The sequence below is a fragment of the Pseudomonas cerasi genome, from assembly GCF_027983475.1.
Classification (GTDB): domain Bacteria; phylum Pseudomonadota; class Gammaproteobacteria; order Pseudomonadales; family Pseudomonadaceae; genus Aquipseudomonas; species Aquipseudomonas cerasi.
This window is the reverse complement of sequence record NZ_JAQJVM010000004.1, coordinates 1-24,355: the sequence shown is the minus strand read 5'-3', so window position 1 is coordinate 24,355 and position 24,355 is coordinate 1. Positions and strand designations below refer to the sequence as shown.

Genomic DNA, 24,355 nt, shown 5'->3' with positions numbered 1-24,355 from the left:
CATGATCGACCCTAACGTTGTCACCCTGACGGTTGACGAGCACGACTATGCCGGCTGGAAGTCGGTGGAAATCTCTGCCGGGATCGAGCGTCAGGCGCGCAGCTTTGACGTGAGCATTACCTGGCAGTGGCCGGGCACTGAAATCTCGCATCCGATCACGCCCGGCGCAGCGTGCGAAGTACGTATCGGCGGCGAGTTGATTCTGACCGGCTGGGTGTTTGCCGCGCCGATCAGCTATGACGGCAAGCAAATCACGCTAAAGATTTCCGGACGCTCGAAAACCGCCGACCTCATCGACTGCTCGGCCATCAACAGGCCGAGCCAGTGGAAGGAGGTGGGGGTGTTGAAGATTGTTGAAGCGCTGGCTGCTCCTTATGGTTTGTCGGTGATCAGCGAAATACCGGAGACCTCGAAGATGGCCGATCACACCATCGAGCCTGCCGAAACCGTGTTCAAGTCCATTGACCGGCTGCTGACCCTGTTCCGGATTTTTTCCACCGATGACGAATACGGCAATGTGGTGCTGGCCAGGCCGGGTAGTCGTGGGCAGAGCGCAGACGCGCTCGAACTCGGCAAGAATGTGTTGAGCGCCGTCATCACGCGGGACTTTTCCGGGCTTTTTTCCGAGTACCGGGTTATTGGTCAACAGACCGGTAATGACCAGACGTTCGGCAAGGAGTCGTCGGAAGTCTCGGCAGAAGTCACGGATAACCGGCATGACGACCCTGCGCATAAAAAGCGTCTTCGCGTACTGGTCGTTCATGAGGATGCGCCGATCACACCGAAACTTGCCCTGAGTCGCGCCAATTGGGAGCGTGGTCAGCGGGCCGGCAAGGCGCTGCTCACCACCTACAAGGTCCAGGGCTGGCGGCAGTCCAATGGGGCGCTCTGGCGGCACAACACCATGGTCCGGGTGATTGATCCGGTCATCGGTTTCACAAGCCGCAACATGCTGATTTCAGCCGTGACCTACTCGCTGAGCGACCAAGGCACGATCACCACACTGGTGGTCGGTCCGCCTGAAGGTTTCCAGGCCGAGCCAGGTGACCCCAACAAGCGCAGCAAGGTGCAGGTCAATCAGGACGCTTACTCCTGGCTGCTGCCCATCGACGAGGAAACAACCTCATGAGCTTACTCAATCGCATGCTGGTGCGCGGCACGGTGGTGCTCGCCAGGGCCAGCAGCAAAATGCAGGCGCTGCAAATGCGCCTCACCGCCGGAGAGGTCAAGGACGACATGGAGCACTTCGAACCCTATGGCTTCACCAGCAACCCGCTGGCTGGCGCCGAGGGCATTGCCGCCTTCATTGGTGGCGACCGGTCGCACGGTCTGCTGCTGGTGGTGGCCGACCGGCGCTATCGCCTCAAGGGCCTGGAGTCGGGCGAAGTGGCGATCTATACCGACGAGGGCGACAAGATTCACCTCAAGCGCGGCAAGGTCATCGACATTGAAACCGACACCCTGAACATCAAGGCAACGGTGGCCGTGAACTTCGACACACCGCAGATCACCCAGACCGGAAAGATCGTTTCCCAGGGAGACCAGCTTGCCGCTGGCATCAGCCAGATCAGCCATCTGCACGGTAACGTGCAGGGCGGTAATGGCCAGAGCGGGCCGCCCGTTGGAGGTGCTGGATGATTATCGAAGGCTCTCTGCAGGCGTCCTTGCTGCGCTCGGTGGTCATCAGCCTGTTCACCTGGCGGCGTGCCGAAGCGGACGACCCGTTCGACGATGCCGAGCGCTATGGCTGGTGGGGCGACACCTACCCGGCACAGGCCAATGACCGCATTGGCTCCAGGCTGTGGCTGCTGCGCCGGGTCAGGCTGACTGCCCAGACCCAGCGCGACGCCGAGTTCTATGCCCGCGAAGCGCTCGACTGGCTGATCGAAGATGGCCAGGTCAAGCACATCAACATCCTTACCGAACAGGTTCAGAGCAACCGCCTGAACCTGGGCGTCGAGCTGGTCGTCTCGGACGGTCAGCTCGTGCGTTTCAACCCTTCTGAACAGTGGCAGGTGATTTATGCCGTTTGAAACACCTACGTTACCGGCGCTGATCAACCGAACCCAGGTCGACCTCGCCGACGAAGCGCTGCGTCAGTCCGATGCGCGGGTATTGTCCCGTGCGCACAGCGGCGCGGCCTACGGTCTGTACGGCTATCAGGACTGGATCGCCGACCAGATTCTGCCGGACACCGCTGACGAGGAAACCCTCGAGCGGCAGGCCATCCTGCGCCTGAGGCAACCGCGCAAGGTGGCACAGGCCGCTACCGGCACGGTGCGCTTTACCGCTGCAGCCGGCGCGGTGCTGGATGCGGACACTGTGCTGCAGTTCAGTGATGGACGCTTCTACCGCGTCACTAAAGGCGTCACCACGGTTGCGGGCAATAACACCACCACGGTCGAAGCGGTGGATGCCGGTGTTCTGGGTAATGCGGATGCCGGTCTGGTGATGACTGCCGTGCAACCGGTCGAAGGCATCGACAGCACCTTCACCGTCATTGCCGACGGACTTTCCGGCGGCATCTCGCAGGAAAGTATCGAGTCGTTGCGTGCGCGTGTCGTGCGCTCCTACCGGGTCATCCCGCATGGCGGCGATCAGGATGATTACGTGACCTGGGCGCTGGAAGTGCCGGGCGTGACACGCGCCTGGTGTGTGCGCCGGTTCATGGGGCCGGGGACGGTGGCGGTGTTCTTCATGCGTGACGACCAGGCCGATCCCATTCCTGACGCCGAGCAGCTGGCTGCGGTCGCTGCGTATATCGAGCCGCTGCGTCCGGTCACCGCAGACGTGTATGTGCTGGCGCCGGTGCAGAAACCGGTGGTCTACACCATCCGACTCACACCGGATACCTCCGCCGTGCGGGCGGCGGTCGAAGCGCAACTGCTGGACCTGCACAACCGTGAGGGCGGACTGGGCGAAACCCTGTTGCTCACGCACATCGCCGAGGCCATCAGCCGCGCGACAGGCGAAACCGATCATGTGCTGGTTTCACCCGTGGCCAACGTTACTGCGGCAGCCAACCAGTTGCTCACGTTCGGGGGTATTCAATGGTCGTCATAAGAACTGCCGAACATTACGCCGGACAACTGCAGGCGCTGTTGCCACCCGGTCCCGCATGGGATCCGGAGCGGGTGCCGGAATTGCAGCAGGTCATTACCGGCCTGTCCCGCGAGTTTGCACGCATCGATGGCCGCGCGTTCGACCTGCTCAACGAGATGGACCCCGCCACCGTCAGCGAACTGGTCCCGGACTGGGAGCGGGTGATGAACCTGCCTGATCCGTGCCTGGGGCTCAAACCCTTGTTCGCAGACCGGCGTCTGTCGGTGCGTCAGCGGCTTGTGGCGACAGGAGGGCAGAACGCGGCGTTCTACATCGACATTGCCATCAGCCAGGGCTACCCCGATGCCACCGTGACCGAACACCGAGCGCCCCGTATGGGGCGTTCGCGTTTTGGCCGGGCGCACTTCGGCACCTGGAACGCGCAATTCATGTGGACCCTGAACACCGGTGGGCGCCAGCGCCTGGGCCGACGCTTTGGGGCCAGCTACTGGGGAGAGCGGTTCGGGGTGAATCCCGGGCTCGCCATCGAATGTTTGATCCGTCGAGCAGCACCGGCGCACAGCGTCGAATTCGTAAACTTCAACTGAGGAACACAATGTGGATTATCCCAAGAGTGTGCCGGGCGTAGGCTTGGCAAGCGGCAAGTTTGTAGATGAAAACCCGGCGACCGGCATGCCCGGTTCGCTTATTCCTGCGCAATGGGGTAACTCGATCACGCAGGAAATTTTGAATGCGATGGCAGCCGGTGGTGAGCAGCCTGATGAAACTAGAACAGACCAACTTGCGTCGGCTGTCACGCAGATAGGTTTGCAGGTCAGGCAGGCCTATAAAGGTGCAGGATTTGGCTACACCGCTTCTGAAACTCTTCTACCCGGAGCGGCGGGGCATTGGCACAGAATCAATGCCGGTGGTATCACGCTGACGTTGCCCCCCAAGGCGAACGTAGTGGTGGGTAAGTCGATAACCTTTCATAACGCATCGCCAGCAGCAGCAACTATCAAGGCCAATGGTGCTGAGATGATCTCTCTATTCGGTGCCGGCAGCAATACGTTGAAGCTCAATGCGGCGGAGTGGGTAGAGCTTGTTTTTAACCCTGATGCGATCTACATCACCAAGCGCGGCAAAATGACAGAGGTAAAGGAGGTCGACTCTCAAAAAGTGTTCTCTTTCAATACCGATACAGTTTTTACAAGAGACCAGATGGAGTTGCTGCTACTGGATGCTACTGGCGGCAATCGTGCGTTCACACTGCCCGCCTCAAACGCGGCACTAGGCGTCAAGGACGTCATTGTTCGCAGGATAGACAGCAGTGGCAACCGGCTGACCGTGAATGCAAGTGCCGGGGAAAAGATCAGGTTCCATACCCATTTAAATGCTGCGGGTTATTCCTTTCTGGTTCTTATGGGGGCTGGCGACTGGTGGCATCTGCGCAGCGATGGTGCCGGAAGCTGGTGGCCAATAGGGCGATATGACAGCACTCCTTTGGGACGGCCTGTTTTCGAGACAACGACATTGTTCAGCCCAGGAGGATATGGAGCGTTGAACGGTGGGCTTCTCAATCGTGCCGACTGGCCGTGGCTTTGGGATCATGCGCAAAAGTCCGGGATGCTTTACACCGAAGCGGCTCGTACCGGCAAGGAAGGTGGGTGGACCAGTGGCGACGGCGCTCTGACCTTCCGAGGGCCTGAAGGCCGAGGCGAGTTCCTGCGGGTACTGGATGAGTCTCGGGGCGTCGATACGTCGCGTGTCGCCGGTTCTTGGCAGGACGGCACTTGGCTCAGGACGGTGGCTCAGGAGTGGAGCGGGTCAGATGTAGAGACTGGCACCTACCTGCTGGGCAGCGGTCATGCGCAGGCAGATGGGCGCTTGAACTCTACAGGGCCGGGTGGCTTGTTGCCGCCAGGTGCACTGGTCCCGGCTGGCGGTTCGGCCTACCTGGCAGAAACAACAGACAACGGCGTTGTGGCGACTGTAATGAGAGACCAGCAACCGATGAATAACTGGATTCGTTTCCGTAGCCGCAACATGGCCTATCCCGGCCGTATCAAACTGATCTGAGGACGTTATGCCTACTTACTTGATAGATGACTCTGGGGCCTTGATAGGGCCTGTTGAATTACCGGTTGTTCCTGGACTGGGCGAGCAAACGCCCAGCAATGCTGTAAGCATGACCGAATTGCTCAGCGAACCGAAAACAGGATTTGCCTGGACACTGATAAACGGTGAGCTGCAGCAGGTCATAGATCGCCGTGGCTTGATGTATCGAATAAACGACGGCTCGGTAGAGGAGTGGAGCAGCCTCGGTCTGCCGCCTGAACGGCTTACCGCCAAACAATGGCCCGGCAAGTATTACGTTTGGCGAGAGGGTGAATGGGTTCTTGATACCGAAGCGCAGAAGACCGCTCTGGCTTCCGCCGCTCTGCTGGTTCGTGACCAGCGTTTGCAGGAAGCAGCTACACGTATCGCCCCGTTGCAGTACGCCGAAGAACTGGGAGATGCCACCGAGGCGGAGAAGGCAAGTTTGCTCGAATGGAAACGCTATAGCGTAGAGCTGAACCGAATCGAGCAAACCCCGGATTACCCCCTCCAAGTCAAATGGCCTTCACCACCCTCCGATACAACTGCCCTGTAAACATGACCGCGAGAGCGGTTTTTTTTTGCCCGCTTTTCGAGACCGTTGCGTGCGTTTTTAGGCACGTGCCAAATACTCACGGACTCTGCAGACAAAAGGTGCTGAGTCGTTAATAAAACGTGATTCATAACGACACACAGCACTGACCTTCCGCATCGTTAATTCAGGCGTTATCGGCGGAGGCGTCTGGTGTGCACATAAATCCCCATCCCGTAATAACAGCACTCTCTTAATACATAATATGAAGGATTAATCATGAACATAGTACCCGTCTCCCGTAACCCGCAATGGGCTGACCTGGCCCATACTTCCATGACGCTCTGGGTGATTATTACTGAACCCGGCTATATGGATCGTCAGGACGCTATATCGGTCTCTGCCAATCATCCGGATCCGCAATACGTAGCATTTTTCAACCGGGCAATCGCCGGTGAGTTTGGTGAGATTCTTGAGCCAAGCGAGCTGATGATTCTGATGAACGTCAACTCGGAGCGCAGCGTCTACCTAGACAGTGCGACCAAAAAAATCAACGAGCTGGATTTTCAACTGGCCATCGTGCAAAACGCCATCGCATCGGGGTCGGCCACGGACGCTCAAATCAAATCCCAGCCTGCGCTGCAAGCCGAGCTTGATGCTTACTCGCTGTACCGAGCCCAGCTCTCCAATCTCGAACAGCTTACGGGCTTTCCTATTTCCTTCGTATGGCCCGTTCCGCCAGCAACGCCATTTGTTTACGTGGAGCCACCGGTTGTGCCGGCACCTCCTACAGGCGTGAGTGAAGACGAGCTGCCGTGGTTCATGAACAGCATTCGCAACCCTCGTTGGGTCGATCAAGCGCATACAGCTATCGTGCTTTTGGTCGTCTTTGAAAAGACCAAAGATACCAAGGGTGAGGAGGCCGTGACTGTTGCTGCCAACTCCCTGAAACCGCAAGCCAGAGAGCTTTTCAATCGAGCCTTTAACGGCGAGTTTGGCGTGATTCTCGAGCCGATCACCGAAGTGGACACGGGCGACGCTATAAATCAGCGCAACGGATACTCGGCCATGGCCACTGCGAAAATCGATTCGTTGATCAGCAGGCTTGGCACCGTGCAAAGTGCCATTGAAGCCCAACTGAAAACCATGCCTGCGCTACAAGCAGAGCTCAACGCGTATTGGCTCTACCGGGTGCAACTCGCCCAACTCGATGCACAGCCAGGCTTCCCAGAATCGTTCGTGTGGCCCGTTCCGCCAGCGTCGCCATTTGTATATGTAAAGGCTACTGAACAGCTGGCACCGGTTAGAGGCGTAAGTGCAGACGAACTGCCCAAGTCCTGACGCCCCGCTCTGAGGGGGCGTTGTTTTATTCGCCATTTAATCCCGCTTTTGAACAGGAGAGCCTTATCGACTCATGGGCTGGGCTCGTCCCGCAAGCCCAGAGAAGTATCAATTCCTGTCAACCAGCAACAACGACTGAACATGCTCCCTGACGCCGGCCCCACCGCCGGTGTTTTAGTTCCTGTCATCAAACGAAACAGGAGGTTCGCCGACGCCCGCAAGCGTCAATCATTCATAAACCCACACTCTCTCACTAGAAAATCAAAGGTATTCCTATGTACACAGTAATAAGCGCTCGTGATCCACGTTGGTCCGATATGACACACACATACATTAATCTATGGGTGTTGTTTGCAGAGTTTAAAGACACTTACGGCGAGGTGCCTTTTAGTGCGTCTCCTAACGACTCCGCTGCTCATGGAGTCGATCTGTTTAACCGTGCCCTCGCCGGTGAGTTCGGCCCGGTTCTCGAGCCGACCGAGGAGGCGGTCTTGCAGCAGGTGACGAGTCAGCGAAATAACTTGTCAAGTAACGCTACCTATCGAATCCACTCGTTGCTGGACGAACTGGATATTCTTCAGGATGCCATAGCAATGAATCTGGCGACCGAAGAGCAATTGAAATCCGTGCCAGCAATCAACGCTGAGCTGTACGCGTTCCGTCTTTATCGCGTGCGGCTTTCCCTGATTGATACATTGCCAGGTTATCCAAGGAAGTTCGACTGGCCAGTGGCGCCTGCGCAGCCTTTTGTGTATGTGCCACCTTCTGAGTAGTTGGCCATTTGGCAGGGCGAGGGCGAAAACGAATTGCACCCGACGCCGGCTCTGAAGCTGGCGTTACTGTTTATGCTTTCGATATCGCCGCGACCTGCTGACATGACTGCTGTTAACGACTTAGGTAACGACGCCTCGCAATGATGGGGCGTTTGTTACCCCTAATGCGCGTCGCTTTTGAGTCACGAGAGCTACGTCGATTGGGGACACTGACGAGCGTCATAAGCAAGGCAGGAGTAACCATGCCTATCAACCAGCAACAACTACTGCAAATCCTCCCCAACGCCGGCCCTAAAGCCGGCGTTTTCGTTCCTGCTCTCAACACCGCCATGGCCCGTTACGCCATCGACACTCGGCTGCGTATCGCCGCGTTCATCGCTCAGATCGGGCATGAATCCGGGCAGCTTCGTTATGTGCGCGAGCTGGGTAGCGACAGCTATCTGGCCAAGTACGACACGGGCCAGTTGGCGCTGCGTTTGGGCAATACGCCAGAGGCAGATGGCGACGGTCAGTTGTATCGGGGCCGTGGGCTGATTCAGGTGACGGGGCGGGCCAACTATGAGGCGTGCGGGGAGGCGCTGGGGCTGGACTTGCTTGCCCAGCCACAACTGCTCGAACAACCCGACCACGCCGCCATGTCGGCGGCATGGTTCTGGGACCGGGCCAACCTCAATGCGCTGGCAGACAAGGGTGATTTTCTGATGATCACCCGCCGCATCAACGGAGGTACCAACGGCCTGGCGGATCGGCAGACGCTTTACCAGCGGGCATTGGAGGTGCTGCCGTGAAAGTGCTGGATATGCGATTCCTGATCCTCGCATTCGTGCTGGGGTCAGGGCTGGGTACATGGGCCGCCTGGAAATGGCAGGCGGCACGCTATGGCCTGCAACTGTCCGCGCAACAGCTGACGTGGCAGCGCGAGCGCGAGCAGGCGGCGCTCGCGCTCGTCGACTGGCAGAACGCCGAGCAGGCACAACGACGGGCGCTGGAAGTCCGTTTGCACACCAACGATACAACCATCCACAAGGAGTTGAGCGATGCACAGACTGCTCAGGCTCGTTTGCGTGATCGCCTGGCTACCGCTGATTTGCGGTTGTCAGTCCTCCTCGCCAACAGCCCCGCCAACCGTGATGGCATGCCAGCCGGCACCGATACCGGCGGCGTGGTTCATGGAAGCTCGCGAGGCGAACTTGACCCAGCGGCTGCTGGACGAATTGTCGCCATCACCGACTACGGCGATCAGGGATTGATCGCTTTGAAGGCCTGCCAAGCCTACGTGCGCGAGATTGCGCACTGATGTTCCTCTCGGCTCCCCACCCTCGGCCATCGTGCCCCTGCCTCAATCCCGCCTCCGCAAGGAGGCGCGGCCCTCTTTTCAGCCTTTAACCGCTTTTCAATCGGCGCAGCCCGGTACATTCATATTGCACCGGCCGATTCGGTACGCTAATGTCCTGAAACGTACCGATGAGACCCCTTCCGTGACGACAGTCAGCAAGCTTTTGATGCGCGTTATCAAGGCTCACGCCCGTTGGCGTTGGCGCGCCTGACTATTTCCTTGCCGGCCCTGCCGGTCCCGTACCTGTATGCCTTCGATTTTGTGATGTTTTTCTCCGTCCCCCGGCCTTATGGCTGACGAGGGGATGCATGAGTGAAGCAGAATCCGGAAGGCCTGAATCAAGTCAGTAAATCAAAAGGTTGATAGCAAAATGCTGCTGATGATCGATAACTACGATTCGTTTACCTACAACGTCGTGCAGTACTTTGGTGAGCTGGGGGCAGACGTCAAAGTCATTCGCAATGACGAACTGAGCATCGCCGAGATCGAAGCCCTGAACCCGGAGCACATCGTGGTCTCGCCTGGCCCGTGCACGCCCAATGAAGCCGGCGTCTCGCTGGATGTGATCAAGCACTTCGCGGGCAAGCTGCCGATTCTGGGCGTGTGCCTGGGGCATCAGTCCATCGGTCAGGCCTTTGGCGGCGACGTGGTTCGTGCGCGTCAGGTCATGCATGGCAAAACCAGCCCGGTCATTCACGAAGATGGCGGGGTGTTCGATGGTTTGAATCATCCGCTGGTGGTCACCCGCTACCACTCGCTGGTGGTCAAGCAGGATACGCTCCCCGACTGCCTGGAAGTGACGGCCTGGACCGCGCTGGAAGACGGTTCGGTCGATGAGATCATGGGCCTGCGTCACAAGACACTGAACATCGAAGGGGTGCAGTTTCACCCCGAGTCGATCCTGACCGAGCAGGGCCACGAGCTGTTCGCCAATTTTCTCAAGCAGAGTGGCGGCCATCGTCAGGGCTAAGGATTTTTTATGAGTACCCCCATGAATATCAAAAGCGCGCTGAATCGCGTGGTCAACCAACTGGACCTGACCACTGAAGAGATGAGCGATGTCATGCGCGAAATCATGACCGGCCAATGCACTGAAGCGCAGATCGGTGCGTTTCTGATGGGCATGCGCATGAAGAGCGAAACCATCGATGAAATCGTTGGTGCGGTTTCGGTGATGCGCGAGCTGGCCGGCAAGGTCGAACTGAAAACCCTGGACGGCGTGGTAGACATCGTGGGGACGGGCGGCGACGGCGCGAACATCTTCAACGTGTCGACGGCTTCAGCCTTCGTCATCGCAGCCGCCGGTTGCACAGTGGCCAAGCACGGTAATCGTGCTGTCTCGGGCAAAAGCGGCAGTGCCGATCTGCTCGAGGCTGCCGGGGTTTATCTGAACCTCACGCCTGTTCAGGTGGCGCGTTGCATCGACAGCGTGGGTATCGGCTTCATGTTCGCCCAGTCTCATCACACGGCCATGAAGCACACGGCCGGGCCGCGCCGCGAGCTGGGCCTGCGCACACTGTTCAATATGCTTGGCCCGCTGACCAATCCGGCGGGTGTTCGTCATCAGATCGTCGGCGTGTTCAACCAGGCGCTGTGCCGCCCGCTGGCCGAGGTGCTGCTGCGTCTGGGCAGCAAGCATGTGCTGGTGGTCCATTCGCAGGACGGCCTGGATGAATTCAGTCTGGCGGCACCGACCTTCGTGGCCGAGCTGAAAAACGGCGAAGTCACTGAATACTGGGTACAGCCCGAAGACCTCGGCATCAAAAGCCAGAGCCTGTACGGCCTTGCCGTGGAAAGCCCGGCGGCTTCGCTGGAGCTGATTCGCGATGCGCTGGGACGTCGCAAGACCGAGAACGGTCAGAAAGCTGCGGAAATGATCGTGCTCAATGCCGGCGCCGCGCTTTATGCTGCAGATCACGCCACCAGCCTGAAAGAGGGCGTGGCCCTGGCACACGATGCGCTGCACACTGGCCTGGCGCGGGAAAAACTGGAAGAGCTGGGTGCCTTCACGGCGGTATTCAAGCAGGAGAACGAAGCATGAGTGTGCCAACCGTACTGGAAAAGATCCTCGCCCGAAAGGCCGAGGAAGTCGCGGCTCGTCGTGCGATTGTGAGCCTGGCCGAGCTTGAACAACAGGCAGCCCGGGCCGACGCGCCACGTGGCTTTGCCAAGGCATTGATCACTCAGGCCAAGGCAAAGCAGCCTGCCGTTATCGCCGAGATCAAGAAGGCCTCGCCAAGCAAGGGCGTCATCCGCGAACACTTCCTGCCGGGCGAGATCGCCAGAAGTTATCAGGCCGGTGGCGCGACCTGTCTGTCAGTGCTCACCGACGTGGACTTCTTTCAGGGTGCCGATGCCTATTTGCAGGAGGCCCGTGCAGCGTGCAACCTGCCGGTGATCCGCAAGGATTTCATGATCGACCCTTATCAGGTGGTCGAAGCACGTGCTTTGGGCGCTGACTGCATTCTGCTGATCGTGTCGGCACTGGATGACGCGCAACTGTCTGAACTGGCTGCCGTTGCCAAAAGCTTGGAGCTGGATGTGCTGGTCGAGGTGCACGACGGCAACGAGCTGGACCGTGCACTCAAGACGCTCGATACACCGCTGGTGGGCATCAACAATCGCAACCTTCACACGTTTGAAGTGAGCCTGGAAACCACGCTGGACTTGCTGCCGCGTATTCCGCGTGATCGCCTGGTCGTCACCGAAAGCGGCATTCTCAATCGTGCGGATGTCGAGCTGATGGAAATCAGCGATGTCTATTCGTTTCTGGTGGGGGAGGCCTTCATGCGTGCCGAACACCCTGGCGCCGAGCTGCAGCGGTTGTTCTTCCCTGAGCGCAAAATCGCGGTAAGCGCTTCGTCCATCGACTGAGCGCATTGAGCTGAACACCCTCCCGAGGTCCGGCATGCAAGACGCGATCATCGACATTTGTGTCGAACAAGGCCTGCAGGCCGAGCAGGATCTTCTCGCCTCGGTATGCTCCGGGGCGGCAGATCACGGGCTGCTGTTCTGGCGGCCCAATGATCGAGCGCTGGTCATGCCACGGCGGATGAGCCGGTTACCGGGTTTTGCCGAGGCCAGCGAGACCCTGTCGGACAATGCATGGCCCGTCCTCTTGCGTGAAACCGGCGGCGAGCCAGTGCCACAGTCCTCTGCCACGCTGAACATCGCGCTGGTCTATGCGCAGCCGCACACTGATGTCGATCGTGACCGCATAGAAACCGCCTACCTGCGATTGTGTCAGCCGATTCTCGATCTGTTGACCGAGCTTGGCGGCAAGGCTTCACTGGGTGAGGTGGCAGGCGCATTCTGCGATGGCCGCTTCAACGTCAATCTCGATGGTCGCAAGATGGTTGGAACGGCTCAGCGCTGGCGTCAGAGCCAGGGCGGAACGCGTCCTGTAGTGCTGGCGCATGGTGCGCTGTTGCTGGATAACGAGCGCGTCCAGATGGCCGCTGCGGTAAACCGCTTCAATGAGCTGTGCGAGCTCGAGCCGCGTGTTCAGGCCGAAAGCCACATCGCCTTGTACGAAGCGTTTCCGGGCGCTGATGTCCTGGAGCGTCTGGCGCAGGCTTACCGGAAACTGCTCGCCGGGCTCTGAATAGCAAGGGCTCAGCGTGTCCCGTAGACCACCATGGTCTTTCCTTTGACGTTGACCAAGCGCTGTTCTTCAAGGGCCTTGAGCACACGTCCGACCATTTCCCTCGAACAGCCGACGATGCGTCCGATTTCCTGTCGGGTAATCTTGATTTGCATGCCGTCCGGGTGAGTCATTGCATCCGGCTGCTTGCACAGCTCGAGCAACGTGCGAGCCACTCGCCCGGTGACATCGAGAAACGCCAGATCACCCACCTTGCGCGTTGTGTTGCGTAGGCGCTCGGCCATCTGGCTGCCGAGCGCATACAGAATTTCCGGCTCTTGCCTGGTCAGCTCGCGGAACGTGTCATATGAAATCTCGGCCACTTCGCACTCTGTCTTGGCCCGCACCCAGGCGCTGCGTACGGATTCCTTGCCGGGTTGCTCGAACAGGCCCAGTTCGCCGAAGAAATCCCCGCTGTTGAGGTAGGCGACGATCATCTCCCGGCGCTCGTCATCCTCGATCAGAACCGTGACTGAACCCTTGAGGATCAGAAACAACGACTCGGAGCGCTCACCGGCATTGATGATGTTGGTTTTCGCGGGGCAGCGGCGGCGTTCTGCATGGGGCAGCAGCTTGTCCAGACTGTTTGCTTTGGGCGTAAAAGTTATTGCGACCATGCGAGACTTCCGAAATAAGGTGTATGGCCAAATGGCATACCTATAGGTATCGGCTGCGCCTTTATTCTCGCCAGCTTTTCCAGACGTGTAGGAAGCTATTTGCGAACATTCCTACGCGTTTCCTACAAAAAGCATTTCTTCCGGGCAGCTTTTGGCCCTGTGCTAAGCTGGCGACCCCTTTTTTTACAGTGGAGTCTTGGCGATGAAGGCACGCATCCAATGGGCTGGCGAAGCCATGTTCCTCGGCGAATCCGGCAGCGGTCATGTGGTGGTAATGGATGGTCCGCCGGAAAGCGGCGGTCGCAACCTGGGTGTACGCCCGATGGAAATGGTCTTGATCGGTCTGGGTGGCTGCAGCAACTTCGATGTTGTGAGCATTTTGAAGAAGTCGCGCCAACCCGTCGAAAGCTGCGAGGCGTTTCTGGATGCCGAGCGTGCGGATGAAGACCCGAAAGTGTTCACCAAAATCCACCTGCACTTTGTCGTCAAAGGGCGCGGGTTGAAAGAAGCGCAGGTCAAGCGCGCGATCGAACTGTCCGCAGAGAAGTATTGCTCTGCCTCGATCATGCTCGGCAACGCGGGTGTGAAGATCACTCACGATTATGAAATTGTCGAACTGGGCTGAACGCCAGACATCCAACGATCATAAAAACGGCGCACACTCTGGCAGACGGCTTCGGACGTCTGCATAATGCGCCACTTTTTACGGGCGCAGCATGTATTGGTTTTCTGCTGCCGGTCCGAACAGACAACCAAAATCGCCAACGCGAAGAGGTGTTAACCGTCCTACGCAGATGAGCCGGGCTCACCTGACGGGCATGCTTGATCACGCGGCTGGCGCCGCACCCATATAGAGAGTTTTTAACGGTGAAAAGCAAACTCAAGCTCCACGGGTTCAATAACCTGACAAAGACCTTGAGCTTCAACATTTATGACATCTGCTATGCGGAAACCCCGCAGGACCAGCAGGCGTATGTCGAGTACATCAACAGTGTGTACGACGCAGAACGCCTGACGCGGATTCTGACTGATGTTGTCGATATCATTGGTGCCAACATCCTGAACATTGCGCGTCAGGATTACGATCCACAAGGTGCCAGTGTGACCATTCTGATCTCTGAGCAGCCGGTGACGCCTACCGAAAGCCAGATCGAAGAGTCGCCAGGTCCACTGCCGGAAACCATCCTGGCGCACCTGGACAAGAGCCATATCACGGTCCACACCTACCCGGAAATCCACCCGGTTGACGGTATTGCCACGTTCCGCGTGGATATCGATGTGTCGACCTGTGGCGTTATTTCACCGCTCAAGGCGTTGAACTACCTGATCCATAAATTCGAGTCGGATATCGTGACGGTCGACTATCGCGTGCGCGGCTTTACCCGTGACGTGGAAGGCAAGAAGCACTTCATCGACCACGAGATCAACTCGATCCAGAACTACCTCTCCGAAGACACGCGCAACGGTTACCAGATGACCGACGTGAACGTGTATCAGGAAAACCTGTTTCACACCAAGATGCTGCTCAAGCAGTTCGAACTGGACAACTACCTGTTTGGCGACGCCACCAGCAACTTGTCTCCCGAGCAGCGCGAGCAAGTGACCGCCAAGGTCAAACACGAAATGCTGGAAATCTTCTACGGCCGCAACGTCGCCGTATAAGCCCGGATTCCGGACATTAAAAAGGCGCCTGATTCAGGCGCCTTTTTTATGGGCGTTGTATACGCCTCGTCAGATGCGATAAGTCGACTTGGTCATGACCTTGGCCAGCACACTCATGCCGAACTTGACCGGTGCCGGGAAACGAAAACCGCCTGCTTCCAGTGCGGATTCAGCGTGGTGTTCTTCATCGCTGAGCATCTGTTGCAGAATAGCCCGGGACTTTCCGTCCTCGGTCGGCAGTTGCTCCAGATGTTCAGCCAGGTGCTTGCAGACCTGATCTTCAGTCGCCGCGACAAAACCCAGGCTGACCCGGTCGCTGATAACACCGGCTATTGCGCCCATCCCGAAGGACAGGCTGTAGAACAGCGGGTTCAGCACACTGGTATGGCTGCCAAGCTGATGGATGCGCTGTTCGCACCAGACCAGATGATCGATTTCTTCTTCAGCCGCATGCTCCATCGCCTTGCGCACCTTGGGCAGCTTTGCCGTCAGCGCCTGGCCCTGATAAAGCGCCTGGGCGCAGACTTCGCCGGTATGGTTGATGCGCATCAGACCCGCGACGTGGCGCGTATCGACTTCGCTCATCTTGTGTTCGGGCTGAACGACGGCAGGGGAAGGGCGCTGCGAGTGCGCGCTGGACGGCAGCAAGGTGCGCATCGCGCTGTCGGCTTGCAGTAACAGACGGTCGAGGGGGGAGTATTGACGTTCGGTAGCCATGGGCACCTCCGGAAGATCATGCGGGCAGTTTACCCCAATCGGCCGGAGCGGGCAGGGCTTGTGTGGTCCGACCAGCGCTGATCCCACGCGCTGGTCGGCCGGAAAGCCCGAAAACGCTGGCTCAGCCCGGTGGCCAGTTCATCTGACGCTGACCGAGTACGTGCATGTGAATGTGGTAGACGGTCTGCCCGCCCAGCTCATTGCAGTTCATCACCACGCGGAAGCCTTCTTCGCAGCCCAGTTCGAGGGCCAGACGCTGCGCCGTGAACAGAATATGCCCGGCCAGGCCTTTGTCTTCCTCGGTCAGATCGTTCAGGGTGCGGATAGGCTTTTTCGGGATAACCAGAAAATGCACGGGTGCCTTTGGGGCGATGTCGTGAAAGGCCAGTACCTGATCATCCTCATAGATGATCTTCGCCGGGATTTCCCGATTGATGATCTTGGTAAACAAAGTGTCCACAGCCGTTTGCTCCTTGTCGGTTGATGGTCGTCACAGGGTGTCGCTGTGCTTCAGCGCGTCCGAGTGTACTGAGCGGGACGCGGCTCGCCCAGCCGTTTGTCGCTCAGCGCGGGCAGTATTTCTTGTTGATATAGCCGCTGATCTGGCGAGCCAGCCAGCGTGAAACCAGGCGCGGGCCGAGCGTCCACAACCGGTTACCGAAGCCGGGCGTGATCACCGCACGGTTTTTTGCCAGCGCGCGAACGGTATACAGCGCCACTTCTTCCGGGCTCATCAGGTTATCCACATTGACCTGCAACTGTGCGGTGCGAAAAAAAGCCGTCCTGGTCGGACCGGGGCACAGCACCGATACCTTCACCCCGGCCTTCTTCACTTCCTCGCGCAGCCCTTCGGAAAAATGCAGCACATACGCCTTGCTCGCGTAGTAAGTGCTCATCCATGGCCCAGGCTGAAACGCCGCCACCGAGGCGATGTTGAGTATCTGGCCGCCGCCCTGAATGGCCATCAGGTTGCCGACCGTGTGGCACAGGCGCGTCAGGGCCAGGATGTTCAGATCGATCAGGTCCTGCTCGGCACTCCAGTCCTGAGCCAGAAAAGGTCCGCATGTGCCGATGCCGGCAGCGTTGACCAGCAGATCGATCTGGTGGGCACCGTCTTCCAGCTCCAGCAGAAAGCCCGAGAGCCTCAGTGGCTCGCCCAGATCGCATGCTCGAAACAGCACTTCCACGCCAAAACGCTGAGTCAACTCCAGTGCAATTGTTTCCAGCAGGTCGCGCTGGCGGGCGACCAGGATCAGGTTGCGACCGCGACGTGCCAGCGCTTCGGCCATCGCCAGGCCTATGCCGCTGGACGCGCCGGTGATCAGGGCGTAACGGGTCATGCAGTTCTCCATTGAGCGTGTTGCGACCGGCAGTCTGCCGAACCGTGGGGCAGTCTATTACTTGTCGCTTTGTTCTTCGGGCTCTATGTTGACATCCGCTGGCGCGGTCAAGGCACTGTCACGGCTTTCTTCGTCGTCATAGGGGAGGGATTGCTCGTATTCATCGGTCTGCAATTCCAGCTCATCGCGCAGCATGCCTGCGCCGCCAGCGGTGAGCACCATCACGACTATGGGGATGAGTAACACCCACAGAATCGCCAGGGTCTTCACACCTCTGGAGTTCGGTGGCGGCGGTGGGCCGAAAGCGTTGGGACCTTTTGTTCCGGGCAGCAGGATCATCAGGAACGGGAAGACGCTGCCTACGAACGGCACCATGGTCAGCAGCAGAAGCCAGCCTGACCAACCCAGATCGTGCAGCCGCTGAACGCCGATCTGTGCGCCGATGACCGCGAACACGACGAGCACCACCGCCATCAGCAGGCCACCGGCGACCAGCGAACCGTTCATGACCAGCAGGCACACACCTACCAGCACCAGCGTCGCGGCGCTCAAGACCATGCTCCACGCCAGATAGCGCAAGCGCCCTATACGCCCGTTGATACTCAGCACCTTCAGCGTCGAATGGCCGGGCTGATCAGCGCCAACCTGTGCCTTGGGCGGTGCGTAGGGTGATATGTCCAGATGTGCGGATTTGGGGGAGGGCTGGCTGACCACTTCATCCAGACTCAGGCTGATTTCAATGTCGGGTTCGATACGCGCTTCGACGCCCGCATCGTTCAGCGCCTTCAGGTAGCGTTCCGCGTCCTCGTAAGCAAGCCCGCGCTTGAGCGCAACGGGTTGACCACTGAACAGTTTCTGCACTGCAGACGGTTCGCTTTTGAACAGCCCCGCCAGGTTGGCCTTTGCGGTGTCGAGCTCGACGCCTTCACGCACCTGCCCTTCAAATACGATCTTGAAGTGTGAATCGGCCATACGGGGCTTCCTTGTCTTTAAATGGAAAACAATGCCGGGCGCCTGTCTGAGACAGGGCGCCCTGTCGCGTTACTGATGAGGCCGGGTGACTCCTGGAATCAGAAGGGTTTGACGATAACCAGAATGACGATGGCGATCAGAATCAGTACCGGGATTTCATTGAACCAGCGATAAAACACATGGCTGCGGCCATTTTCACCACGGGCAAAGCGTTTCATCTGTGCGCCGCAGACGTGGTGATAGCCGATCAGCAGGACAACCAGTGCGAGCTTGGCGTGCATCCAGCCCTGACTGAAATAACCGCTGGGGTCGAAGCTGATCAGCCAGCCGCCGAAGACCAGGGTTGCGATCATTGCCGGGGTCATGATGCCACGGTACAGCTTGCGCTCCATGACGATGAAACGCTCGCGGCTGACTGTGTCCTCACTCATCGAGTGATAGACGAATAGTCTTGGCAGATAGAACAGGGCTGCAAACCAGCAGACCATTGAAATGACATGAAGCGCCTTTATCCATAGATAGAGCATTTTTGATTATTCCCAGGTTCACGGTGGCCGAATAGTAGTGTCTTGTGCGCCCATACGTCACGTTGTCGGTTGTCGCAGAGGCGATAGGCTCCTATTATCGACCGCTTTCCAGTTGTTTCGTTGAGGGCAGGTTATGGTCAAGGTCGGTATCGTCGGCGGCACGGGTTACACCGGGGTCGAGCTGCTGCGTCTGTTGGCACAGCATCCGCAGGCAGAAGTAGTGGTCATTACCTCGCGCTCGGAGGCCGGCATGCCAGTCGCCGAGATGTATCCAAACCTGCGCGGGCACTATGACGGCCTTGCGTTCAGCGTGCCTGACGTGAAAACCCTGGGTGCCTGTGACGTTGTGTTCTTCGCCACGCCCCACGGTGTCGCTCATGCCCTGGCCGGTGAACTGCTCGCGGCAGGCACCAAGGTGATCGACCTGTCTGCCGACTTCCGTCTGCAGGACCCGGTCGAGTGGGCCAAGTGGTACGGCCAGCCTCATGGTGCTCCGCAACTGTTGGAAGACGCGGTGTACGGGCTGCCGGAAGTCAATCGCGAACAGATCAGGAGCGCGCGACTCATCGCCGTACCGGGTTGCTATCCGACCGCTACCCAGTTGGGTTTCCTGCCGCTGCTTGAAGCCGGTATTGCCGATAACACTCGTCTGATTGCCGACTGCAAATCCGGCGTGAGCGGCGCTGGACGTGGTCTGAACATTGGTTCGCTGTACTCGGAAGCCAATGAAAGCTTCAAGGCCTACGCTGTGAAGGGCCACCGTCACCTGCCTGAAATTACCCAGGGGCTGCGTCGCGCAGCGGGTGGGGATATCGGCCTGACGTTCGTGCCACATCTGGTGCCGATGATTCGCGGCATTCACTCAACGCTCTATGCAACGGTCACTGATCGCTCGGTGGACCTGCAGGCATTGTTCGAGAAGCGCTACGCCGATGAGCCATTCGTGGATGTGATGCCAGCAGGCAGTCATCCCGAAACCCGCAGTGTGCGTGGCGCCAACGTGTGCCGCATCGCGGTGCATCGTCCGCAGGGCGGCGATCTGGTCGTCGTGCTTTCGGTGATCGATAACCTGGTCAAAGGTGCGTCCGGTCAGGCAGTGCAGAACATGAACATCCTGTTCGGCCTTGATGAGCGCGCCGGGTTGTCTCATGCGGGCATGATGCCGTAAGGACTGCCGCCGTCCAGCAAATAGTTGACCGATTTTCTAGGAGAAGCGGATAATGCCGTCATTACGCATTACGACGGCTAACGCCGGGAGATATCTGACATGAGTGTCGAATCCTTCACGCCTACCGCTTTGGAGTTCACTCCAAATGCAGCGCACAAGGTGAAAACCCTGGTCGACGAAGAGGGCAATGATCGTCTCAAACTGCGTGTATTCGTTACAGGTGGCGGTTGCTCAGGTTTTCAGTACGGTTTTACTTTCGATGAAGATGTGGCAGACGATGACACCATCGTCGAGCGCGAGGGCGTAAGCCTGGTTGTCGATCCAATGAGCTTTCAGTACCTGGCCGGCGCAGAAGTCGATTATCAGGAAGGGCTTGAAGGGTCGCGCTTCGTGATCAAGAACCCGAATGCCTCCACGACCTGTGGTTGTGGCTCTTCGTTTTCGATCTGATTGAAGCTTGCTGTAAACAAAAACGCCGCTCATTGAGCGGCGTTTTGCATTGTGGCATCGCGTCAGGCGGGGTAGATGGCGCCCAGAACGCGTCTGCCTTTGGCGCCGGTCACCGTCGGACGGTTGGCCGGAACGCCTTCGAGGCAACAATGAGCCAGCCAGGCAAACGCCATCGCCTCAACCCAGTCAGGGTCTACGCCGAACTTCTCGGTACTGCTGACCTCGGTGCCGGGCAGCAGTTCTGCGAGGCGTTTCATCAGCGCCTTGTTATGCGCACCGCCCCCACAGACCAGAAGCTCCCGGGTAATCGCTTGCGCCGATTGCAGGGATTCGGTGATCGTCAACGCCGTCAGTTCCAGCAGAGTGGCCTGCACATCCTCGGGCGCCAGGGTTGGCAACTGGAACAAATGGTGGTGAACCCAGCCCAGGTTGAATACTTCCCGGCCTGTACTCTTGGGACCTTTGGTCAGGAAAAACTGATCGCTGAGCAGTTTCTTGAGCAGCGCAGAATCTACCTTGCCGCTCGCCGACCATGCGCCATCCTTATCGTAGCTCTCGTGGCGCTGTGATTGTATCCACGCATCGAGCAGGACGTTACCGGGTCCGCAGTCGAAGCCTTCGACCGGGCGATCGGACTCGATCAGGCTCAGGTTACTGAACCCGCCGATGTTCAATACGGCGCGATGATCCTTGTTGTCGTCGAACAGCGCTTCGTGGAAAGCCGGTACCAGAGGGGCGCCCTGGCCGCCTGCTGCGATATCGCGGCGGCGGAAGTCGCTGACCACGGTAATTTCAGTCAGCTCTGCCAGCAGCGCAGGGTTGCCGATCTGAATGCTGTAGCCGCGCGCGGGCTCATGACGAATAGTCTGGCCGTGGCTGCCGATGGCGCGAATCTGAGCGGGCACCATGTTTTGATCTTTCAGCAAGGTATGCACGCCCTGTGCGACCAGCCTGCACCACTTTTGCTCTGCAATTGCAGCACGCGCAAGCTCATCAGCGCCGCTGGAGCAAAGCCCCAGCAGCTCGGCATGCAGGTCTTCCGGCATGGGGATGTAGTGAGTGGCCAGAAGCCTTGATCGGTCATCCTGCTTCAAAAGGGCGATATCAATCCCATCGAGACTGCTGCCGGACATCACACCTATATAGAAGAAGTCCATGGATTACCTTTTATTCGAGGCCAGCGTGGTGGCTTTTTCCTGGTCCATGCGTGCCATCAACGGCTGGCTTTGCTGCATGAACCGCTGTTTTTCGGATTTGGCGATCGGGTCCGCCATTGGGAGCTTCTGGCCCAGTGGATCTACGTGAACGCCATTGACCTGAAACTCATAGTGCAAGTGCGGGCCTGTGGACAGGCCGGTAGTTCCAATATAGCCGATAACCTGACCTTGCTTGACAGTGCCGCCGGTCTGTATGCCTTTGGCGAAGCCCTGCATGTGGCCGTACAGCGTGCGGTAGGTGTCACCGTGCTGAATGATAACGGTATTGCCGTATCCGCCACGGCGGCCGGCGAGCAGCACCTTGCCATCGCCGGTTGCCTTGATCGGCGTACCGCGTGGCGCTGCGTAATCGACGCCTTTATGGGCGCGGATCTTGTTGAGGATCGGGTGCTTGCGGCCCATCGAGAACATTGAGCTGATGCGGGCGAAGTCTACCGGGGTACGGATGAAGGCCTTGCGCATGCTGTTGCCATCAGCCGTGTAGTAATTGGTATTACCTTGCTTATTAGTGTAACGAACGGCGGTGTAGGTCTTGCCCCGGTTAGTGAAGCGGGCGGACAGGATATTCCCCGTACCTACGCTCTTGCCGTTGACCACTTTCTGTTCGTATACCACATCGAATTCATCACCCTTGCGGATGTCCTGCGCGAAGTCGATGTCGTAGCCGAAGATGTTGGCCATGTCCATCGTCATGCTATGAGTCAGGCCGGCACGTTGCGCGGACTGCGACAGGGAGCTGTTGATCACCCCGTGGACGTAGACGTTACGCACGTTGGGCTTGCTGATTTCGCGATTGAACGCGTAGCCCGTTGCCGTCTTCGACAGGCTGATGGACTCGACTTCGCTGAGTTTTGTGTGCAATTGCTTGAGCTGGCCATCCGGCGTCAGCTCGAACTGCAGCGTCTGTCCGTTCTGCAGCTTGCTGAACTGCTTGGCCTGCTTGTCGCTGGCCAGTACTTCGTGAACAGTGGCGGCGGGCAATCCGACCTTTTCAAACAGGGTCGACAGCGTGTCGCCTTTGCTGACGGTGACTTCCTTGTGCGCAGAATCCTTCGCAGCGGCTGGCGCGGGTTTCTCTGCCTGAGGCTGTGCGTTGGCGGTGTCTTGAGCCTGATCGTCGGCAGTGTCGATCTGGGCAAATGGCGATTCGGTGGTTTCAGGTGTGGCTTGAGTGGCTTGTTGAGCGTCTTGATCTTGTACGTCCTGATCCGGTGCTTCCAGATCGAGGGGAATGTTCGTTCGTTTGGCTTCGACTTCGCTGGATGGAAAAACCAGGAGAGCCAGGCTCAACAATGCGGCAATGCCGCTTGCAGCGAGCAGGTGACTCTTCGGATAAAGCGGGGGCGCTTTAGGCGGTGTGTCTTTCATAGGTAATTTGACTTTGAAAAAGGTGAAATGGAAAAGATGAATGACATGATGAAGATGAAATAACTGTATAAAATATAACCAAAACCTGCTCGAAGCAACCCTTCCCGCGTATCAGTGACTGATTTGCAGGCAAACGCTGGGCAAAACTTGTAATTGGGCTCTGATCTTGTAAGGTTGGTTCCCTTTGAATTGGGGACTGAAATGAAGTCGGTTGAAGAGCAGCTGGCGCTGATAAAGCGCGGTGCAGATGAACTCCTGGTCGAGGCCGAGCTGGTCGAGAAGCTGAAGCGTGGCCAGCCACTGCGTATCAAGGCTGGTTTTGATCCGACGGCACCCGATCTGCACCTTGGACATACTGTGCTTATTAACAAGCTGCGGCAGTTCCAGGATCTGGGGCATCAGATCATCTTCCTGATCGGTGATTTCACCGGCATGATCGGCGACCCGAGCGGTAAAAGCGCTACGCGTCCGCCGCTCACCCGGGAGCAGGTTCTCGACTATGCCGAAACCTACAAGTCTCAGGTCTTCAAGATTCTCGATCCGGCCAAAACCGAAGTCGCGTTCAACTCGACCTGGATGGACCAGCTGAGTCCGGCTGACTTCATTCGCTTGTCTTCGCAGTACACGGTCGCACGGATGCTTGAGCGCGACGATTTCGACAAGCGCTATAAAAGCAATCAGTCCATAGCCATTCACGAATTCCTATACCCGCTGGTGCAGGGCTATGACTCCGTGGCCTTGAAGGCCGACGTAGAGTTGGGTGGCACCGATCAGAAATTCAATCTGCTGATGGGGCGCGAGCTTCAGCGCGCTTATGGGCAGGAGCCGCAATGCATCCTGACCATGCCGCTGTTGGAAGGCTTGGATGGCGTGAAGAAGATGTCCAAGTCGCTGGGCAACTACGTCGGCATTCAAGAAGCACCGGGCATTATGTACAGCAAGCTCGTGTCGATTCCTGATTCCCTGATGTGGCGCTACTTTGAGCTGCTGAGCTTCCGCTCGATGGAAGAGATCAATAGCTTGAAGGCTGATTGCGAAGCGGGTGCAAACCCTCGCGATATCAAGATCAAGCTGGCCGAAGAGCTGGTCGCTCGTTTTCATGGCGAGGAAGCTGCGGCCAATGCGCATCGTTCTGCGGGCAACCGTATGAAGGAAGGCGAGCTGCCGGATGATCTGCCTGAGATATCGGTGGCTGCTGCCGAGGACATGCCGATCTCTGCGGTCCTTAATAAAGCAGGCCTGGTAAAGAACGCAGCAGTCGCTCGTGATCTGCTGGCTTCCGGTGGTGTACGTATAGATGGTGAGGTCGTGGATCGCAGCTTTGTATTCAAGCTGGGGGCTACCCATGTTTGTCAGGCCGGCAAGAAGGCTTTCGGACGCGTTACGCTGGTTTCCGAAGAAAGTTCAAAATAACGGTTGACGCCCTCTGTGAGGTGTCTATAATTCGCCCCACTTCCGGCGCAGACGGAAACGAAAAAGCCTTGTGGATCAATAGTTTGCAAGGTTTTGGAGTGAAGAGTCAGCGAGGAAGTAGGTCGGGTCTGGATTGATCG

The 24,355-nt window shown here is 58.1% G+C and carries 28 protein-coding genes; 20 read left to right on the top strand and 8 right to left on the bottom strand.

Features of this window, described 5'->3' with window-relative positions; translation table 11 throughout:
- Position 1 precedes the first annotated feature (1 nt).
- From PI739_RS21830 to PI739_RS21760, 15 genes are all read left to right on the top strand, one after another.
- Complete coding sequence (locus tag PI739_RS21830; RefSeq protein ID WP_003372722.1) at positions 2 to 1,129, top strand: phage baseplate assembly protein; 1,128 nt, start codon at positions 2 to 4, stop codon at positions 1,127 to 1,129.
- Positions 1,126 to 1,638: a phage baseplate assembly protein V gene (locus tag PI739_RS21825; RefSeq protein ID WP_003372720.1), complete on the top strand. Its 513-nt coding sequence runs from the start codon at positions 1,126 to 1,128 to the stop codon at positions 1,636 to 1,638. The genes PI739_RS21830 and PI739_RS21825 overlap by 4 nt, the downstream gene beginning before the upstream one ends.
- Positions 1,635 to 2,033, top strand: coding sequence for a phage GP46 family protein (locus PI739_RS21820; protein ID WP_003394886.1), 399 nt, complete (start codon positions 1,635 to 1,637; stop codon positions 2,031 to 2,033). Before PI739_RS21825 ends, PI739_RS21820 begins: the two co-directional genes overlap by 4 nt.
- Positions 2,023 to 3,063: a baseplate J/gp47 family protein gene (locus tag PI739_RS21815; protein ID WP_054081681.1), complete on the top strand. Its 1,041-nt coding sequence runs from the start codon at positions 2,023 to 2,025 to the stop codon at positions 3,061 to 3,063. The genes PI739_RS21820 and PI739_RS21815 overlap by 11 nt, the downstream gene beginning before the upstream one ends.
- The gene (locus tag PI739_RS21810; RefSeq protein WP_054081680.1) at positions 3,051 to 3,650 is read left to right on the top strand and encodes a YmfQ family protein; all 600 of its coding nucleotides are present in this window, start codon (positions 3,051 to 3,053) and stop codon (positions 3,648 to 3,650) included. The genes PI739_RS21815 and PI739_RS21810 overlap by 13 nt, the downstream gene beginning before the upstream one ends.
- A gap of 10 nt (positions 3,651 to 3,660) precedes the next feature.
- On the top strand, positions 3,661 to 5,121 hold the full coding sequence (locus PI739_RS21805; RefSeq protein ID WP_003372712.1) for a hypothetical protein: 1,461 nt from the start codon (positions 3,661 to 3,663) through the stop codon (positions 5,119 to 5,121).
- 7 nt (positions 5,122 to 5,128) lie between these two features.
- Complete coding sequence (locus tag PI739_RS21800; protein WP_054081678.1) at positions 5,129 to 5,695, top strand: tail fiber assembly protein; 567 nt, start codon at positions 5,129 to 5,131, stop codon at positions 5,693 to 5,695.
- Between the two features lie 255 nt (positions 5,696 to 5,950).
- Positions 5,951 to 7,012: a tail fiber assembly protein gene (locus PI739_RS21795; RefSeq protein ID WP_003372707.1), complete on the top strand. Its 1,062-nt coding sequence runs from the start codon at positions 5,951 to 5,953 to the stop codon at positions 7,010 to 7,012.
- 275 nt (positions 7,013 to 7,287) lie between these two features.
- Positions 7,288 to 7,785 carry a tail fiber assembly protein gene (locus PI739_RS21790; protein WP_003372704.1) on the top strand — a complete coding sequence of 166 codons (498 nt, stop codon included), beginning with the start codon at positions 7,288 to 7,290 and terminating at the stop codon, positions 7,783 to 7,785.
- A 242-nt stretch (positions 7,786 to 8,027) separates the two neighbouring features.
- A complete protein-coding gene (locus PI739_RS21785) occupies positions 8,028 to 8,573 on the top strand; it encodes a glycoside hydrolase family 19 protein (protein WP_054081677.1) in 546 nt (181 codons plus the stop codon).
- Positions 8,570 to 9,082 (top strand): lysis system spanin subunit, encoded by a 513-nt coding sequence (locus PI739_RS21780; protein ID WP_003372700.1) that lies wholly within the window; start codon positions 8,570 to 8,572, stop codon positions 9,080 to 9,082. The genes PI739_RS21785 and PI739_RS21780 overlap by 4 nt, the downstream gene beginning before the upstream one ends.
- Positions 9,083 to 9,491: 409 nt before the next feature.
- A complete protein-coding gene (locus PI739_RS21775; protein ID WP_054081676.1) occupies positions 9,492 to 10,091 on the top strand; it encodes an aminodeoxychorismate/anthranilate synthase component II in 600 nt (199 codons plus the stop codon).
- Between the two features lie 21 nt (positions 10,092 to 10,112).
- The gene (trpD, locus tag PI739_RS21770; RefSeq protein ID WP_003372695.1) at positions 10,113 to 11,162 is read left to right on the top strand and encodes an anthranilate phosphoribosyltransferase; all 1,050 of its coding nucleotides are present in this window, start codon (positions 10,113 to 10,115) and stop codon (positions 11,160 to 11,162) included.
- The gene (gene trpC / locus PI739_RS21765; protein WP_054081675.1) at positions 11,159 to 11,995 is read left to right on the top strand and encodes an indole-3-glycerol phosphate synthase TrpC; all 837 of its coding nucleotides are present in this window, start codon (positions 11,159 to 11,161) and stop codon (positions 11,993 to 11,995) included. The genes trpD and trpC overlap by 4 nt, the downstream gene beginning before the upstream one ends.
- 34 nt (positions 11,996 to 12,029) lie before the next feature.
- On the top strand, positions 12,030 to 12,725 hold the full coding sequence (locus PI739_RS21760; RefSeq protein ID WP_054081674.1) for a lipoate--protein ligase family protein: 696 nt from the start codon (positions 12,030 to 12,032) through the stop codon (positions 12,723 to 12,725).
- Positions 12,726 to 12,736: 11 nt separating this feature from the next.
- Here the strand turns inward: PI739_RS21760 and crp are convergent, their stop codons facing one another.
- Positions 12,737 to 13,381 carry a cAMP-activated global transcriptional regulator CRP gene (gene crp, locus PI739_RS21755; RefSeq protein WP_003433187.1) on the bottom strand — a complete coding sequence of 215 codons (645 nt, stop codon included), beginning with the start codon at positions 13,379 to 13,381 and terminating at the stop codon, positions 12,737 to 12,739.
- 202 nt (positions 13,382 to 13,583) lie between these two features.
- On the opposite strand from crp, the gene PI739_RS21750 reads away from it, so the two are divergent.
- Both PI739_RS21750 and speD read left to right on the top strand, forming a co-directional pair.
- The gene (locus tag PI739_RS21750) at positions 13,584 to 14,006 is read left to right on the top strand and encodes an OsmC family protein (RefSeq protein ID WP_003372688.1); all 423 of its coding nucleotides are present in this window, start codon (positions 13,584 to 13,586) and stop codon (positions 14,004 to 14,006) included.
- A 242-nt stretch (positions 14,007 to 14,248) separates the two neighbouring features.
- The gene (speD, locus tag PI739_RS21745) at positions 14,249 to 15,043 is read left to right on the top strand and encodes an adenosylmethionine decarboxylase (protein ID WP_003316303.1); all 795 of its coding nucleotides are present in this window, start codon (positions 14,249 to 14,251) and stop codon (positions 15,041 to 15,043) included.
- A 69-nt stretch (positions 15,044 to 15,112) separates the two neighbouring features.
- Here the strand turns inward: speD and coq7 are convergent, their stop codons facing one another.
- From coq7 to hemJ, 5 genes are all read right to left on the bottom strand, one after another.
- Positions 15,113 to 15,760: a 2-polyprenyl-3-methyl-6-methoxy-1,4-benzoquinone monooxygenase gene (gene coq7, locus PI739_RS21740; protein ID WP_003433185.1), complete on the bottom strand. Its 648-nt coding sequence runs from the start codon at positions 15,758 to 15,760 to the stop codon at positions 15,113 to 15,115.
- A 121-nt stretch (positions 15,761 to 15,881) separates the two neighbouring features.
- Positions 15,882 to 16,220 (bottom strand): histidine triad nucleotide-binding protein, encoded by a 339-nt coding sequence (locus tag PI739_RS21735; RefSeq protein WP_271352180.1) that lies wholly within the window; start codon positions 16,218 to 16,220, stop codon positions 15,882 to 15,884.
- 103 nt (positions 16,221 to 16,323) lie between these two features.
- Positions 16,324 to 17,100, bottom strand: a complete 777-nt coding sequence (locus PI739_RS21730) for an SDR family NAD(P)-dependent oxidoreductase (protein ID WP_003372679.1) — start codon at positions 17,098 to 17,100, stop codon at positions 16,324 to 16,326.
- 57 nt (positions 17,101 to 17,157) lie between these two features.
- Positions 17,158 to 18,072 (bottom strand): DUF805 domain-containing protein, encoded by a 915-nt coding sequence (locus PI739_RS21725; protein WP_054081673.1) that lies wholly within the window; start codon positions 18,070 to 18,072, stop codon positions 17,158 to 17,160.
- Positions 18,073 to 18,170: 98 nt separating this feature from the next.
- On the bottom strand, positions 18,171 to 18,599 hold the full coding sequence (gene hemJ / locus PI739_RS21720; protein WP_003316309.1) for a protoporphyrinogen oxidase HemJ: 429 nt from the start codon (positions 18,597 to 18,599) through the stop codon (positions 18,171 to 18,173).
- A 133-nt stretch (positions 18,600 to 18,732) separates the two neighbouring features.
- Here hemJ and argC point away from each other — a divergent pair, with 133 nt between their 5' ends.
- A complete protein-coding gene (argC, locus tag PI739_RS21715) occupies positions 18,733 to 19,767 on the top strand; it encodes an N-acetyl-gamma-glutamyl-phosphate reductase (protein WP_054081672.1) in 1,035 nt (344 codons plus the stop codon).
- A gap of 99 nt (positions 19,768 to 19,866) precedes the next feature.
- Positions 19,867 to 20,217, top strand: a complete 351-nt coding sequence (gene erpA / locus PI739_RS21710; RefSeq protein WP_002551953.1) for an iron-sulfur cluster insertion protein ErpA — start codon at positions 19,867 to 19,869, stop codon at positions 20,215 to 20,217.
- 62 nt (positions 20,218 to 20,279) lie between these two features.
- Here erpA and PI739_RS21705 read toward each other — a convergent pair whose 3' ends face one another.
- Positions 20,280 to 21,374 carry an anhydro-N-acetylmuramic acid kinase gene (locus PI739_RS21705; protein WP_032609444.1) on the bottom strand — a complete coding sequence of 365 codons (1,095 nt, stop codon included), beginning with the start codon at positions 21,372 to 21,374 and terminating at the stop codon, positions 20,280 to 20,282.
- Positions 21,375 to 21,377: 3 nt separating this feature from the next.
- Positions 21,378 to 22,802, bottom strand: coding sequence for a peptidoglycan DD-metalloendopeptidase family protein (locus tag PI739_RS21700; protein ID WP_003433174.1), 1,425 nt, complete (start codon positions 22,800 to 22,802; stop codon positions 21,378 to 21,380).
- Positions 22,803 to 23,003: 201 nt separating this feature from the next.
- Here PI739_RS21700 and tyrS point away from each other — a divergent pair, with 201 nt between their 5' ends.
- The gene (gene tyrS, locus PI739_RS21695) at positions 23,004 to 24,215 is read left to right on the top strand and encodes a tyrosine--tRNA ligase (protein WP_044309503.1); all 1,212 of its coding nucleotides are present in this window, start codon (positions 23,004 to 23,006) and stop codon (positions 24,213 to 24,215) included.
- Positions 24,216 to 24,355: the final 140 nt, after the last annotated feature.